This is a genomic window from Candidatus Synechococcus calcipolaris G9, from assembly GCF_029582805.1.
GTDB classification, from domain to species: domain Bacteria; phylum Cyanobacteriota; class Cyanobacteriia; order Thermosynechococcales; family Thermosynechococcaceae; genus Synechococcus_F; species Synechococcus_F calcipolaris.
Map to the genome: position 1 here is coordinate 369,919 of NZ_JAKKUT010000002.1, position 15,455 is coordinate 385,373.

General features: G+C 50.7%; 14 protein-coding genes and 2 pseudogenes. 4 read left to right on the forward strand and 12 right to left on the reverse strand.

Annotation, left to right across the window (positions count from 1 at the left end):
* The first annotated feature begins 16 nt into the window (after positions 1-16).
* Together L3556_RS04505 and queG are read left to right on the forward strand one after the other, a co-directional pair.
* Positions 17-259, forward strand: a complete 243-nt coding sequence (locus tag L3556_RS04505) for a hypothetical protein (protein WP_277866116.1) — start codon at positions 17-19, stop codon at positions 257-259.
* Positions 260-1,234, forward strand: coding sequence for a tRNA epoxyqueuosine(34) reductase QueG (queG, locus tag L3556_RS04510; RefSeq protein WP_277866117.1), 975 nt, complete (start codon positions 260-262; stop codon positions 1,232-1,234).
* A gap of 7 nt (positions 1,235-1,241) precedes the next feature.
* Here queG and L3556_RS04515 read toward each other — a convergent pair whose 3' ends face one another.
* The 4 genes from L3556_RS04515 to ispD form a co-directional block, all read right to left on the reverse strand.
* On the reverse strand, positions 1,242-2,090 hold the full coding sequence (locus L3556_RS04515) for an FHA domain-containing protein (protein ID WP_277866118.1): 849 nt from the start codon (positions 2,088-2,090) through the stop codon (positions 1,242-1,244).
* A 226-nt stretch (positions 2,091-2,316) separates the two neighbouring features.
* Positions 2,317-4,947 carry a DNA mismatch repair protein MutS gene (mutS, locus tag L3556_RS04520; RefSeq protein ID WP_277866119.1) on the reverse strand — a complete coding sequence of 877 codons (2,631 nt, stop codon included), beginning with the start codon at positions 4,945-4,947 and terminating at the stop codon, positions 2,317-2,319.
* Positions 4,944-7,586 (reverse strand): ATP-dependent chaperone ClpB, encoded by a 2,643-nt coding sequence (clpB, locus tag L3556_RS04525; RefSeq protein ID WP_277866120.1) that lies wholly within the window; start codon positions 7,584-7,586, stop codon positions 4,944-4,946. The genes mutS and clpB overlap by 4 nt, the downstream gene beginning before the upstream one ends.
* A gap of 98 nt (positions 7,587-7,684) precedes the next feature.
* A complete protein-coding gene (ispD, locus tag L3556_RS04530; RefSeq protein WP_277866121.1) occupies positions 7,685-8,371 on the reverse strand; it encodes a 2-C-methyl-D-erythritol 4-phosphate cytidylyltransferase in 687 nt (228 codons plus the stop codon).
* 205 nt (positions 8,372-8,576) lie between these two features.
* Between ispD and L3556_RS04535 the strand changes: the two genes are divergently transcribed.
* A complete protein-coding gene (locus L3556_RS04535) occupies positions 8,577-8,897 on the forward strand; it encodes a hypothetical protein (RefSeq protein ID WP_277866122.1) in 321 nt (106 codons plus the stop codon).
* Here L3556_RS04535 and L3556_RS04540 read toward each other — a convergent pair.
* From L3556_RS04540 to L3556_RS04550, 4 genes and pseudogenes are all read right to left on the reverse strand, one after another.
* Positions 8,894-9,448, reverse strand: a complete 555-nt coding sequence (locus L3556_RS04540) for a pentapeptide repeat-containing protein (protein ID WP_277866123.1) — start codon at positions 9,446-9,448, stop codon at positions 8,894-8,896. The genes L3556_RS04535 and L3556_RS04540 overlap by 4 nt on opposite strands.
* A 545-nt stretch (positions 9,449-9,993) precedes the next feature.
* Positions 9,994-10,380: pseudogene (locus tag L3556_RS16400) on the reverse strand (integrase core domain-containing protein); the annotation flags it as partial.
* A gap of 172 nt (positions 10,381-10,552) precedes the next feature.
* On the reverse strand, positions 10,553-10,879 hold the full coding sequence (locus tag L3556_RS16405; RefSeq protein WP_479682437.1) for a transposase: 327 nt from the start codon (positions 10,877-10,879) through the stop codon (positions 10,553-10,555).
* A 450-nt stretch (positions 10,880-11,329) separates the two neighbouring features.
* Positions 11,330-11,695, reverse strand: a complete 366-nt coding sequence (locus L3556_RS04550; protein WP_277866124.1) for a hypothetical protein — start codon at positions 11,693-11,695, stop codon at positions 11,330-11,332.
* A gap of 294 nt (positions 11,696-11,989) precedes the next feature.
* On the opposite strand from L3556_RS04550, the pseudogene L3556_RS04555 reads away from it, so the two are divergent.
* Positions 11,990-12,127, forward strand: a pseudogene (locus tag L3556_RS04555) (IS982 family transposase); the annotation flags it as partial.
* Between the two features lie 52 nt (positions 12,128-12,179).
* On the opposite strand, the gene L3556_RS04560 reads toward L3556_RS04555, so the two are convergent.
* From L3556_RS04560 to L3556_RS04575, 4 genes are all read right to left on the reverse strand, one after another.
* Entirely contained in the window at positions 12,180-12,947 is a 768-nt protein-coding gene (locus L3556_RS04560) for a Uma2 family endonuclease (protein WP_277866125.1), read from the reverse strand.
* Positions 12,948-13,023: 76 nt separating this feature from the next.
* Positions 13,024-13,506 (reverse strand): 2-C-methyl-D-erythritol 2,4-cyclodiphosphate synthase, encoded by a 483-nt coding sequence (gene ispF, locus L3556_RS04565; protein ID WP_277866126.1) that lies wholly within the window; start codon positions 13,504-13,506, stop codon positions 13,024-13,026.
* Between the two features lie 8 nt (positions 13,507-13,514).
* Positions 13,515-14,180: a leucyl/phenylalanyl-tRNA--protein transferase gene (gene aat, locus L3556_RS04570; protein ID WP_277866127.1), complete on the reverse strand. Its 666-nt coding sequence runs from the start codon at positions 14,178-14,180 to the stop codon at positions 13,515-13,517.
* Positions 14,181-14,189: 9 nt separating this feature from the next.
* Positions 14,190-15,341, reverse strand: coding sequence for a UDP-sulfoquinovose synthase (locus tag L3556_RS04575; protein WP_277866128.1), 1,152 nt, complete (start codon positions 15,339-15,341; stop codon positions 14,190-14,192).
* Positions 15,342-15,455 lie beyond the last annotated feature (114 nt).

Below are 15,455 nucleotides of genomic sequence, written 5' to 3' on the forward strand. Positions count from 1 at the left end.
AGGTGGAATCGGAACAATGGCAAGAGGGCTTCTGGATAGACTGAACTGGCTATTAGTCATTGACAGCTTTTTTGTTCTCGCTAGTTTTGTCTGGTTTGTGCTTGCCCTACTGGGGCGATCGCTGGATATTCCCCTGGGGTTTGATCTATGGTTGCGACTTTGGGATCCGGTCTTTACTCCCGCCTTGGGACTACTCATGGCTGGGGCTATCCTCAGTGGTCTATTTAGCTATGTGCAAAAACGCTGGTTTCTCAATTAATTGAAGCATCCTGCCTTAAATGCCTCTGCTGTGAAAGCCCAGGCCCGATCCCTCGGATTTCATCGGGTGGGTATTGTTGCCCTTGGGGAGAGTGCATCGGCTGATCTTCAATCTGAGCATAGATCTGGGCCGGTGGCCCTGCAAGAATGGTTAGACCAAGGCTACCAGGCCGATATGGATTGGATGGCCGACCCGCGCCGTCAGGATATTCATCGTGTTTTACCGGGGGTTCAGTCGGTGATTGCCGTGGCCTTAAACTACTACAGTCCCCACTCCCGTGCTGATGGGCCAAACCATGGCAAAATTTCCCGCTATGCCTGGGGACGAGACTACCATCGCGTCTTAACCACGCGACTCAAGGCCCTGGCCCAATGGCTCCATGACCAGGACTCTGACATTAAAACTCGTTACTACGTGGACACTGGCCCCGTCCAGGATAAGGTTTGGGCGGAGCGGGCCGGTCTGGGTTGGATTGGTAAACATAGTAATTTAATTACCCGAGATTATGGCTCCTGGGTCTTTTTAGGGGAACTATTAACCACCTTGCCCTTAGCGGGCGATCGCCCCCATGGGGAACATTGCGGAACCTGCCGCCGCTGTTTAGATGCCTGTCCAACCCAGGCCATTACGCGCCCCTTTGTTGTCGATGCCAATCGCTGTATTGCCTACCACACCATTGAAAATCGCGCCGAAACCCTGCCTGCCAGTATTAGCGATCGCCTTGAGGGGTGGGTGGCCGGCTGTGATATTTGTCAGGATGTTTGCCCCTGGAATCAACGGTTTGCCCAACCCACGGATATTTCTGATTTTGAACCCTATGCCACTAATCTGGCCCCATCTCTTCAGGAGCTTGCCCACCTCCGAGATGAAGACTGGCACAAGCGCTTTCCAGCTTCCGCCCTGCGCCGCATTAAGCCAGCCATGTGGCGACGAAATGCCCAGGCAAACCTAAATCAGGTTCCCACTCCAGAGTAAAACCGCCCTAGAGACAAATTCCTGAAAGGTCTGAATCTACCGCTTCCTGTAGTTTTAGGAGCGTACTGGTGAGGGCCTCCGCATTGATTTGATGCCAATCCACACCCCTGAAAATCGTTTGTAACCGCTCCGTAATCCGGGTGAGATCCCCAAATAAATTTTCCCGAGGTAAACCCGGCAATAGGGCCGTTGCCCCTTGATTGATGGCCCACTTACATTCGGAATCATGGACGGATTGGCGCATACCGCTCAACAGAATAACCTGTAAATCAGGGTAGGTTTCATGGTAGCGACGGCAAAAGTCATAGGGATTTGTTTTTGGCATCCCCAGATCTAGGAGTAATAGATTAGGGGCATTATGGAGGGACTCAATGTGAGCCATCACTTTTTCTAACTCAAAGTGAGAGGTTCCCCAGATGGTGGATAGGCCCTGGGAGTTGAGGAGTTCTCGCCACATTTCACCCTGGGTACGGGAGGAATGGGTCATGAGGATAAATTTGGCTTCATTATGGGTGGTTGCCGGGGGCGGGGTTCCCGAGCTAAGCCAGACAAATTCCAGTTCGGTTTCACCCACCATCATGCGATCGCCATGCTTGAGCAGGTAGGGATCAAACACCCGCTGATTATTGACAAAGGAACCGTTCATGCTTTTGTTGTCAAGAAAGTGATACCCCTTTTGCGGATCAACCCGAATGATGGAATGGTGACGGGATGCCCAGCGATCCGGGAGGACAATATCACAATCCTTGCTTCGACCAATGCTCCATTCTGGTCGTTGCGTCAGGACAATGGAACGTTGCATATAGGGAGAATGCAGTAAAACCCGAGGAACAGGTGCGGCTATGATAAGTTCCACTGGACGAACAAAACCCTTAGCACCCTGGGTTGAGCCCGTCGGTTTTTGCATTTCAGGTACGTAGGTATCAGATTTTTTAGGAGGTGATTCCATAGATCGGTATGAATTATGTCTTTATTTTAAGGATGGAGAAGCGATCGCAAGGTCTTGTCGTGTTTTTAACAAGTTATTTTTCCAGTGTACACAGCTATTGCTAAACGAGGTATCCCAAATGACGCAGTTTTGCTTAAAAGTTTAGTTCTCCTTGGGCTATTTTACTGGAATCAGCCGGGCTGTCTACGGTAGCGTTTATTGTAGATTTGGGCGTACTTTTGCGTAAGCCAACGGCAATCTTACTATGTTTCTCAATTTGGGCCATCACCTGCCGGGCCCGTTGGATCACCTCTGCCGGTAAACCCGCTAGACGACCGGCTTCAATACCATAGGAGCGATCGGCTCCCCCGGGCTGGACTTGGTGTAGAAAAATAATCTCATCCGGTAGTTCTTTGACCACGACTTGGTAATTGGCCACGTTGGTTAAAATCATCGCCAGTTCATTGAGTTCATGGTAGTGGGTAGCAAAAATGGTGCGGGCCCTGAGGGTGACCGCTAGGTATTCGGCCACGGCCCAGGCGATCGCCAGGCCATCAAAGGTGGCGGTGCCCCGGCCAATTTCGTCCAGTAAAACCAGGGAGCGATCGCTGGCATGGTTCAAAATGTTGGCGGTTTCATTCATTTCCACCATAAATGTGGATTGGCCGGTCGCTAAATCATCTACGGCTCCCACACGGGTAAAAATGCGATCGCACAGGGCCATCTGGGCCCCTTGGGCCGGTACAAAACTCCCCATCTGGGCCAGGAGTTGGATCAGACCCACTTGGCGCAGATAACAACTTTTACCACTGGCATTGGGGCCGGTCAAAATCATTAAATCCGCCAGACCCCCTAGATGGGTATCATTGGGGACAAAAAAGCCCACGGGCAAGGATTGCTCCACCACGGGATGGCGACCCTGGTGAACGTGAATCTGGCGATCCTCGGATAAGGCCGGACAGACATAACCCTGATAGATAGCCACCTCCGCCAACCCCAAGAGTACATCCACTGCGGCTACGGCCGCCGCCACCTCCCGAATCACACTGGCCTGCTCGGCCACCTGTTGGCGTAACTCTAGGAAAATTTCGTACTCTAGTTGATACAACGCCGTTTGGGCAGAGAATAGCCGGGCTTCCCGTTCCTTCAGTTCGGTGGTAATGTAGCGTTCTTCATTGGTGAGGGTTTGCTTCCGCAGATAATCCTCCGGCAGGTTTTGGGCCTTGGCCCGAGACACACTGATATAGTAGCCAGCGACTTTGGTAAAGCCCACCTTGAGGGTCGAAATCCCGGTGCGTTGCCGTTCCTGGGTCTCCAAATTTAGAAACCACTGTTGATCCTGCTCCAACTGTTGTCGCTGTTGATCCAGTTCCGGGGAGGCCCCCGGGCGAATCATCCCCCCTTCCATCAGTGCCATGGGTGGGGATTCAACGAGGGCGGCGTAGAGCCGCTCACCTAAGTGATCCAGGGCGGGGGGCACGGTAGCCAGGGTTTGGAAAAAGGGGGATGTGGTTCCCACCACAGCGGTACTTAAATCCAACAGGGTGCGAAAGGAATCCCGTAGTGCGGCCAGATCTCGGGCATTGGCCGATCCGGAGCCGGCCCGGCCCGCTAATCGCTCTAGATCATAAACATTCTGGAGATGGCGATTTAAGACCTGTCGCAGTTGGGGTTGATCCATCAGTTCTTGGATGGCCCCCTGCCTGGCTTGAATTTCTCCTAGATCTAACAGGGGTTGAAGTAGCCACCGACGCAGAAGTCGCCCCCCCATTGCTGTGACGGTGCGATCGATAGCCCACAGGAGGGAACCATGGTAGCTCCCTTCCCGGGATGTTTGGGTTAATTCAAGATTGCGGCGGGTTGAGGAATCTAAGAAAAGGTAATGGCTGAGGTGATAGGTACTCAGGGGTTGTAGGGGAATGGTTTGTTCCCGGTGGGTTTCTTCCAGATAGGTGAGGAGGCCACCAGCAGCGCGGGTAGCTAAATGGAGTGTTTCACAGCCTAGCCCCTCCAAGGAGCGGAGCTTAAAGGTTTGGAGAAGACGTTGGCGGGCCTCACTCTGGCTAAAATCCGCCGGCGATCTCAGCGTGTAGCAAAATTGGCTCGGTAATCCCTGGGGCAGAATATCTCCCCCCTCCCCAGGACGCAAGAGTCGATTGGGATCGGGAGCGTCACTGGGAAATAAAATCTCTGAGGGTTGGAGGCGGGTTAACTCCGGGGCCAGCTGATCGCGATCGCTCCCTTGGCTGGCCCGAAATTCCCCGGTGGAGACATCCGCATAGGCTAATCCCCAATGGGTTCCGGCAATCACAACCGCCGCGAGAAAATTATTCCGGCGGGGCTGCAACATTTCCGCATCTAAGACGGTTCCAGGGGTAAAAACTCGCGTTACTTCCCGCTTCACTAATCCCTGGGCCTGGGCCGGATCCTCCACCTGATCGCAGATGGCAATGGCATAGCCCTTTTCGACGAGGGAGCGACAGTACCGCTCTAGGGCATGGTGAGGCACACCGGCCATGGCCACTCGTCCCACATCCTTGCCCCCTTCCTTCCCCGTGAGAACCAGTTCTAATTCGCGGGCGATCGTGCAGGCATCCTGAAAAAAGGTTTCGTAAAAGTCACCTACTCGATAGAGCAATAGGGTATGGGGATGCTGATCCTTGATGTCGGCATAATGCTGCAACATCGGTGTCAATTGCTGGCGATCGATCTCATCGTGGCGGATCTGTAGACCGGGATTACGCCCCAAGCGGAGGGGCAGTTCATGGGTATCATTTGTTTTCATTGATGCTCAAATACGAGTCGGCCATCCTGACAATTGACCTGAATCGTATCTCCGGGAATAAACACTTCTTCCAGAATTTTGACCGCCAGGGGATTTTCAACTTCCCGTTGGATGGCTCGTTTTAGGGGCCGGGCACCATAGACCGGATCATACCCTGCACTCACAATATGCTCTAGGGCTTCTGGACTCATGGCCAGGGCAATTTTCTGATCCGCCAGTAATCCTTCCACCCGTCTCAATTGAATCAAGACAATGCGAGCGAGTTCCTCTTTGTTGAGGGAGTGGAATAAAATTAAATCATCAATGCGATTTAGAAATTCTGGGCGAAAATGTTTCTGTAGGGTCGTCATCACCCGTTTACGCATATCATCATAGCGGCTGTCATCTCCACCCAGATCTAAAATAAACTCACTGCCAATATTACTGGTCATGACAATGACGGTGTTGCGAAAATCAATGGCCCGTCCTTGGGAATCCGTTATCCGGCCATCGTCTAGGACTTGCAACAGGACATTAAATACCTCAGGATGGGCCTTCTCTACCTCGTCAAATAACACCACGGAGTAGGGCCGCCGCCGCACCGCCTCCGTTAACTGGCCGCCACTATCAAACCCCACATAGCCCGGCGGAGCCCCAATCATCCGGGAAATGGCGTGTTTTTCCATGTACTCGGACATATCAATTCGCACCAGGGCCGCGTCATCATCAAAGAGACATTCGGCCAAGGCCCGCGCCAGTTCGGTTTTTCCTACCCCTGTGGGGCCCATAAACAAAAAAGAGCCAATGGGACGACTGGGATCCTTCATGCCTGCCCGGGCCCGGCGAATGGCGGCGGCGACACTAGTCACTGCATCTTTTTGGCCAATCACCCGCTGGTGCAGATACTCTTCCAGTTGTAAAAGTTTTTGCCGCTCTGACTCTAGGAGTCGTTGGAGGGGGATACCGGTCCATTTGGCGATAATTTCAGCAATATCCGCTTCCGTGACCTGATCCCTTAAAAAGGTGGTTCCTTCGGTTTGAATTTCTAGGAGGGTTGCCTCCGTTGCCTCTAGCTCTCGCTGAAGGGTTTCCAGGCGGCCATACTTGAGTTGGGCGGCTTTATTGAGGTTATAGTCCCGTTCGGCTTGCTCAATTTGCAGTTTGACCTGATCTTCTTCTTCCTTTAAGGCATTAATTCGCTCTAGGGTATCTTTTTCCCTTTGCCATTGGCTCTCCATGTGATCTTTGCGGGGCTGAAGCTCGTTAATTTCTGCTTCAATGCGCTCCAAACGTTCCCAACTGGTGGCATAGGCGTTTTCCCGTCCGGGAATGGGGGATTTACTTAATCGTAGACTTTCTTCCTGTTTCAGGGAGAGTTTTTCCATTTCCAATTGAATGAGTCGCCGCTCGATTCCTTCTAGTTCAGAGGGTTTGGAGGTGATTTCCATTTTTAACTTGGCTGCGGCTTCATCCACCAAATCAATGGCTTTATCGGGCAAAAAGCGATCGGCTAGGTAGCGATCGGAGAGAACGGCTGCCGCCACTAGGGCCGAGTCGGTAATTTTGACATTGTGGTGAATTTCGTAGCGATCCTTGAGACCGCGCAAAATGGAAATGGTATCGTCCACGGTGGGTTGGCCAATATAGACCTGCTGAAAACGACGCTCTAGGGCCGCATCTTTTTCAATGTGTTTGCGGTACTCGTCCAGGGTAGTAGCCCCAATACAGCGGAGTTCCCCCCGGGCCAGCATGGGTTTGAGCAAGTTGCCCGCGTCCATACTGGAGTTTTGATTGGCTCCGGCCCCGACAACGGTGTGTAATTCGTCAATAAATAAAACAATCTGGCCGTCGGAATGGGTGACTTCGTGCAATACGGCCTTGAGGCGATCCTCAAAGTCACCGCGGAATTTGGCTCCGGCCACTAAGCTACCCATATCTAGGGAAATGAGTTGGCGATTTTTTAGGGATTCGGGGACATCCCCATTGATAATGCGTTGGGCTAACCCCTCGGCGATCGCCGTTTTACCTACCCCCGGTTCGCCAATGAGCACCGGATTATTTTTGGTGCGCCGTGAGAGGACTTGAATCACCCGACGAATTTCTTCATCCCGGCCAATCACCGGATCCAGTTTGCCTTTTTCCGCCTGTTCCGTTAGATCGCGGCCATATTTGCTCAGGGCATCGTAGCGATTTTCGGGATTTTGATCCGAAACTTTTTGGGCCCCGCGAATGGCAACAATGGCCTCCTCTAGGTGGGGCCGATCTAAACCGATCGCTCGGGAGAGTTTTTGACCAATGCGGCGATCGCCCGTAAACGCCAATAGAATATGCTCAACGGAAATATAGCCATCTTCGCGCCCTTGGCGTGCTTTTTCGGCATCATCCATGAGCAGATCCAGACTGCGGCCAAGATACAGCTCTGTCCCCCCCGGAACTCGAGGCTGCTGTTTGGCAAAATCCACTAATCGCTTTAGGAAGGCAGCTTCATCAATCTCTGCCCGTTCTAAAATTTGTGATGCTAGCCCCTCCTGTTGCAAGAGGGCAACCATTAAATGTTCAACTTCTAAATACTGGCTGCGAAACTCGCGGGCCACATCCTGAGACTTAACAATGGCTTCCCAGGCCTTATCAGTAAATTTGGCTGGGTCAGTGGGTTGCATGGCAAAAAACTACGGCTAAACGATGAAGAGTCCTAACAAAGGCATCAAGCTGATTATAGCGATGGACAGACAAGGGACGGAGAAATCAGACCAGGATTTTAGGCTGGGTAACGCTGACGCAGAATCAATTCGGCAATTTCTAAATCCGCTGGGGTGGTAATTTTTAGGTTGGTGTCTTCCCCGGGAACAATGTGCACCGGTAGCTCAAATCGCTCAAAGAGGGCCGCATCATCCGTCACCTGCCAATGGTGTTCCTGGGCAATCCCATGACATTCCTTCAGTTTGTGTACCGGAAATCCTTGGGGTGTTTGGGCGGCCCAAAGGGTCGCGCGATCGGGGGTTCCCGCCACCAGTCCCCCTTGATTCACGATTTTTATCGTATCTTTGACGGGGACAGCGGCAATGAGACCGGCATCGTTGTTGAGGGCTTGGGCACAGCGATCAAGAAGCTCAGGAGTTGCCAAACAACGGGCACCATCGTGAATTAAGACGCGATCGGCATCGGCGGGCAATGCCTTGAGACCATTGTGAACGGATTCTTGACGGGTAGCACCACCGGCAATAAATTCCACGGGTTTTGTCAATTGGAGTTGGGGGATTACCTCCTGCCAAGTGGGAAAATCAATCTGCTGACCAATAATTCCAATCCAAGAAATCTCTTGGGCTGCTTGAGCCGCCAAAATAGTCCAAGCGAGGAGGGGACGACCAAGGGCCTGCAACCGCAATTTATTACAATCGCTGCCCATTCTCTTGCCCATACCCGCCGCCGGAATGAGTAAATGCATGATTACGAGGGTTTGGTGAATATATTTTTACACAAATTATACGTTACTCCGTTACTCCGGTCATGGGGTAATTCTAGGGCGGATTGCCAATGCGCCAACACCAGCAAAAATAAATGTGTAAATTTTTTCAAGAAAGATTGGTATATGTGTACCTTAAGACGCTAAAATCTGTAAGTGAGCTTGGTTCAGTTGTTACTTACTTCCTATGGCGGATATTGAGGATCATATTGCTGGCAACTGGAGTGAAGACGCGATCTTGCCCCAGCCCCTTGGCCAACGCAACCGACTTGAGCGACTTCATCACTTGATTCAAACGTTTCGCATTGCCGATGAATTAGCCGCAGCAGGCTACTTGATTTCCAGCAGTGAGTTAGCGGAATTAATGACGATCAATGCCAGTGCTGTGACAAGTCGCGGAGAAACTTGGGTCTGGCGTAATTGGGTGGTTTCCAGGGTGCGTCGTGAGGGTAATCAAATTCTCTGGCAACTTGAACGCATTGAAGAAACCACTTCTAAATCTCTCTAGCGAGGCGGCCGTGGGAAAATGGCTGGGCCACCATTGGGTAGGGTTGCCCCGGTAAAATTTTCCACCTTGGCGAGGCGATCTCGCCCGCCTAATATCCCATCTAGGAGATTAACACTGGTTAAAATAGCCTGATCAAGGCGCGTCATAACTAGACTGGCATTGCTTAGATTAGCTCCGGTTAAGTTGGCACGGGTTAAATCCGCACTATTTAAGATTGCCCCAGTTAAATTGGCTCCCATGAGGTTTGCACCCCGCAGGTTCGCCCCATTCAGGTTGGCCCCACTCATATCCGCGCCCCTTAAATTTCTGCCCCGGAGATTGGCATAGCTTAGATCACAGTTGGGACAGTTACCGGTTTGGCGGAGTTGGTAAAGATCCTCAAGTTTGGCCGCTACAGCCGGAGCGATCGCCCCCGTTGCCAAAATGCCTAAAAGTGTTGTGCTAGAGATCAGCCACTGTCGAAAACGGGAGGACAGGGGAGACTGCCACTGTGCCATAGGAGTACTCATGGAATAGATGGGATTGCTTAATGCCCTGACTTCTTCAACCATACCATTGTCTCACTCGGTAGGTGAGCTTGATCAAACAGATTGGCCACGCAAATTTCTGGAGTGGGCACAACAATACTTTACCAAACTGCCGGCTAAAGACTCAAATTATCGGCAGCAGATACCATTGAACTGATTACCAGCAGCTTTCAACCGTCCGCTGTATTTGAATTGTTAGGCTCCGCGCGTTGATGCTTGAAAATCTACAATCTTGGAGCACAAACTGCTTACTGATTCTTGATCAAAAAGTTGGTCTTTGAGTTTTAAGTAGTCTCCTTTGCCGATATTGCACGCTGCCCAAAACCGAGCAACAGTAGACGGTTCCATGTTAGATGACAGAATTTGAAATCCTCCTTGTAAAACCTGTTGCTCATTTTTAACTTGGATCATCGCTACTCATCTCCAAAATAAAATGGGTTGGATTCATAACTTTCATCGTTAGCTTTGAACAACGATTGATCAAACGCTTATCACAGGTAATGAAATAATCACTGTTAACTGCTTCAGCACACGCAACTGACCATGTCTGGAAAAAGTGGACAGTGAAATTAAGCGGAAATGGGTGAAATTAGGGAGCGGTAATACTGATCCTCAAATTGAGCAGGGGATAGAAAACCGAGAGTGGAATGAAGGCGTTTACGGTTGTAGAAGACTTCAATCCATTCAACAATGGTCGTCCTGGCAATCGCCCGGTTTGGAAACACCGTGGGGTGAATCAGCTCGGTTTTTATCGTGCCGAAAAAGCGTTCAGCGACCGCATTATCCCAGCAGTTGCCCCGACGGCTCATACTACAGGCTATATTAGCTTGCCTTAGTGCCTGTTGATAGTCGTGACTGGCATATTGTGCCCCCCGGTCTGAGTGAAATAATAAACCAGCGCTTGACGGTTTCCGGTGTCCCAAGGCGGCAGACAACGCGGTCAAAACCAGTTCGGTGCGCAAATGCTCGGCAATACTTGCTGAATCTGTTGAATCATTTGGCTCAATGTCTCATTCTCCTTACCTCGGGGTGATAATGGTCGGTTGCACCAGGCATAATAGCCACTTCTCGATTGCTTTAAGACCTGGCACATCAGGCTGATGGGAAAATGTGCCTTCTGGGCATCGATTAGCTCATAGGGTCTGAACTTTCCCGTGCAAAGAAGGCTGCGGCTTTTTTTAGGAAATCACGCTCCATCTCGACCCGCTTCAAGTCTTTGCGTAATGCCGTCAGTTCCGCCCGTTCCTGCGTCGTCAATGCTCCTTGGTTGCCACCACCCTGGTCAATGGTTGCTTGTTTGACCCATTGGCGTAGGGCACTTTCTGTCAATCCCATTTCCTGGGCCACTTGGCTGATCGGCTTCCCTGACTGTTGCACAATTGCCACAGCCTGAGCTTTTTGTTCGGCAGTAAATGTTCGTCTTGGTTTTTGGCTCATTTGGACATTCTCCTTCATTGGCGACTCTTGGAGTTTGTCCACTTTTTTCAGTCAGGGTCACAGGGTCACAATATTGTTCAAAGACGGTACACGCTATAGCGTCCACCTGGAGCAGTTCGAGGCATGAAATATATGGAGTGCCTCAAGGGCACCGCGATATCGCGGCTCCAAGGGTCAAACTTCAAGAGATTGGCAACCACTACGGCTTTAGGGCTTGAGTTGAATACTGACTCAAGCAAGCTAAAGATGCTTTAGGCTGGGCAGACTTTCCCATCCCATCTGGGCACGCTGGGGCAATTGACACCGACGATGAATGAGTTTTGTGCTCCTTGTGTATCAGTTGAACCTGCAACTAATCTTTTTGTCCGCATAAAGTGACCAAGGAGCCATGCTAAAGACATGGCCGCAAAAAAGGAGTAACCCTAGAGCTACTCCTCGAATAAACCCATGTTCTAGTTCACAAATCCCTTAACGGTTAATGGTACGGGTCGTTGTCCGCTCAGTGGTTTGAGAGTTGCCATTAGGGCCAGTGCGGGTAGTCGTTTGCTGGCCATTGCCCCAAGTTCGTTCAATGGTTTGGGTATTGCCATTGGGGCCGGTGCGGGTGGTGGTTTGGTAGCCTGGCCCACCAGTACGAGTAGTTGTTTGAGAGTTGCCATTAGGGCCAGTGCGGGTAGTCGTTTGCTGGCCATTGCCCCAAGTTCGCTCAGTGGTTTGGGTATTGCCATTGGGGCCGGTGCGGGTAGTCCTTTGTTGGGCATAGCTGAGTTCCGTAACCCCTAGCACCGCCGTACTCACAATTAGGGGTAGAACTACTAGAAAACGATGACGCATTTTAGTCTCCTAAAAAATTGGTTAACGTGAGTTCGGGATAAGAGAGGGGTCGAACAGATAGGCTGAACGTGCTGAATTCTCATCCCTTTGCTTGGCCTAGGCTCAGATTAGACTAACTTGAGCATAATTGAGTTCCGCACCCTCTAGCACCGCCGTACTCATAACTAAGGGTAGCACTAGAAAGCAATGACGCATTTTAATCTCCTAAAAAATTTTGTTAACGTGAGTTCGGGATTAAGAGATGGGTCGAACAGATAGGCTGAAAGTACTGAATTTTCCCCCCTCTTCTTGGCCATTTCTCAAATTGAGCACTCTCATCACCGTTCCCCGATCAACTGCTTAGTGAACATCGTCTGTGGGCTAATTGCCTATACGCACCAACCGCAGAAGCCCTCCATTGCGATTGATCACAATTTGCTCACAGTTTCTTAACCGAACCCACGTTAGTCTAGGATCGTATTTTGATGGCAATAATCTCTGTGACTTAAATTTGCTCTGGATCAATGCCCTGGGAGCGTAGATAGGCCGCAAGGCGATCTGCTCGTTGTGTTTCTTGTTCTGCCCGTAAGGCTTCTTGTTCGGCTCGTTGAGTCTCTTGCTGTGCCCGCAAGGCTTCTTGTTCAGCCCGCTGTGTTTCTTGTTGCGCCCGGAAGGCTTCCTGTTCAGCCCGCTGCTGGGCTTCTTTTATCTGTTGAGCTAATTCAATCGTTGTCAGAAATCGCCGCCCATCGGGATAGTACACTTCTAGATCGTCTTCCCCTAGGACAAATTCAATCCCTAGGCGAGGACTACGCCAGTGATCTATCATCTCAACGGTATCTAGCCCTTGGGGAGTTCTCACCAGTATGCTCAATTCCTGGAGATCGGGATCGTAGATGTAATATTCCTCTACGCCGTGGCGATCGTAGAACTGTAGCTTTTTCACCATTTCCGTCAGTCGATTCCCAGGGGAGAGAATTTCAAACACTACCTGGGGGGTAATGCCCGCTTCTAGCCATTGTTGATAGGAGCCGCGATCGCCCTTGGGACGACCAAAAATCACCATCACGTCTGGGGCAACTCGTATATCGGGACGACCTTCTACTGGATACCAGAGTAAGTCTCCAGCTACAAAAACGTTCGGATCATTGGCAAAAAGACATTCTAGGTTTTCTTTGAGTAAAACGATCCAGCGAAACTGGCGGGTATTGTCAGCCATGGGTTGACCATCACTGTCGGGATAGTGGATCGTGGGTTCAACGGAAAGAGCCATCCGCCTTCCTCCCTAACTATGTCTTGATTGTAATAGCCTGTAATCAACTCTAGGAATTAAATTTGCTTTGGATCAATTAATCCTTGACCAATAATGTCACTGCATAGGCGGCAATACCCTCTTCCCGGCCTACGGGGCCGAGCTTTTCATTGGTGGTGGCCTTAATACTCACTTGATCCGCGGCAATTTTTAGGGTTCCTGCTAGACGATCGCCCATGGTACCTAAGTAGGGTTTGAGTTTGGGCCGCTCTGCCACAATCACTGAATCAATATTGCCCACCTGCCAACCGCGATCGCGAATTAAGGCTGCGACCTGTTCCAGCAAGACTAAACTATCCGCACCGGCCCACTGGGGATCCGTAGGCGGAAAATAATGACCAATATCCCCTAAATTCAAGGCCCCAAGTAGGGCATCCATAATCGCATGGGTCAAAACATCCGCATCACTATGGCCCAATAGACCCAGATCGTGATCCAGGCGAACCCCCCCTAGAATTAAGGGGCGATCGCGCACCAGTTGATGAATATCGTAACCATTGCCAATCCGAATTTGCGTCATGGTTATTGTTAGCTCGATGGTGGTTGGAAAAAGGGGGAAAAAGGCGCATCATCTGTAAACCGGCTGGGGGAGCGCAGGCCTTGGCGTAACTGGTTGTGGTAGTTGGGTTTGGAAATAAAATCTGCACCGAAACGAACGAGATGGGAATTAACCATCTGGACATCAAAACTCGTAAATTGCCGCGATCGCAAATGCTCGACTAACTTAACTAGGGCCACCTTCGAGCCGTTAGGAATGTGATAGAACATGGATTCACCAATAAAGACACCGCCAATGGCAATCCCTAACAGTCCCCCCGCCAATTGCTCCCCCTGCCAAGTCTCAAAACTATGGGCCCAACCCGCTTGATGCAGTTGCCAATAAACCTCCATGAGTGGCAAGGAAATCCAGGTACTCTCCCGATTGGCGTAGGCACAGCCCTCCATAACTCCAATAAAATCCCGATTAATGGCCACTTGAAACTGGTTTTGATTGAGGACTCGCCGCAGCGATCGCGGATAACAAAATCGCTCATCCAGGGGCATCATTGTGGGCAATGCACTACTATACCAGGACAATTGGCTTTCATCGTCCCCATCGGCCATCAGAAAAAAGCCCTGGGCATAATGGTGAAGGATCCCTTTAATTCCTATGTTGGGATTAAACCCGGCATAAAAGTTAAAGGGGCAAAACATGACATTATCCTAGGCCCGCCACTTCACCTTAGGTAAGATATGCTCTTGATCAACTCGATCCTTATACTTAATAGCAAAGTTTAAGAGGGAATCAATGAGGGAATCCGAGAGATAGTGGGGTTGTAGCCCCAGATCAAGGAGCTTGGTATTCTTGGCATTGAAATAATGCTCTTCCAGTTCCACCCGTGGGTTTTCCAGGTTATTAATCTCTACTTTTAGACCGAGATCCTTACCCGCCTCCTGCACCTTCAGGGCTAATTCTGCCACACTGAATTGCTCGGTAAATTGGTTGAGGACTCGGAATTCCCCTTGCTTGGCAGGCTCGGCGATCGCCAGTTCAATACAGCGCACCGTATCCCGAATATCTAAGAATCCACGGGTTTGACCGCCCGTGCCATAGACCGTCAAGGGATGGCCGATCGCCGCCTGAATACAGAAACGATTCAGGGCCGTACCAAATACACCGTCATAGTCCAAGCGATTAATTAAAAGCTCATCCATGCCGGTTTCTTCCGTTAGCACGCCATAGACTACCCCCTGGTTCAAGTCCGTGGCCCGTAGGCCCCAAATCCGACAGGCAAAATGGATATTATGGCTATCGTGTACCTTGCTCAGGTGATAGTAACTACCGGGCTGTTTGGGATAGGGTAGAGTATCCTTGCGGCCATTGTGCTCAATGGTGATGTAGCCTTCTTCAATGTCAATATTGGGGGTACCATACTCACCCATCGTGCCCAATTTCACCAGATGGCAGTCGGGAAAATGCTCGTGGATGGCATAGAGGAGATTCAAGTTGCCAATCACATTATTTTGTTGGGTCAAAACGGCGTGTTCCCGATCAATCATCGAGAAGGGGGCCGAGCGTTGCTCACCAAAATGAACAACGGACTGGGGTTGAAAGTCCAGCATCGACCGTTCTAAAAACTCGTAGTTGCAAATATCGCCCACGTATAGGCCAATGTCTTTGCCGGTCAAGTCACGCCACCGCCGCAGACGATACTGGATCGGCGCGATCGGGGTGAGAGTTTCGACACAGAGCTGGGCATCCCAATGCCGGCGAACCAAGCTATCGAGAATTGCTACCTCATGGCCATGATTTGCTAGATATAGGGCCGTAGCCCATCCACAATAGCCGTCGCCGCCAATTACTAGGACTTTCATGCTAACAGTGCTGAAATCAATAAAAAGTAAAAAACGCCGTTTACGAGAACCGGCCTAGCTACCACGTTACCAGTAAGGGTGTCACTCATTAAAACTTAGTCGGTAGAAAATGTG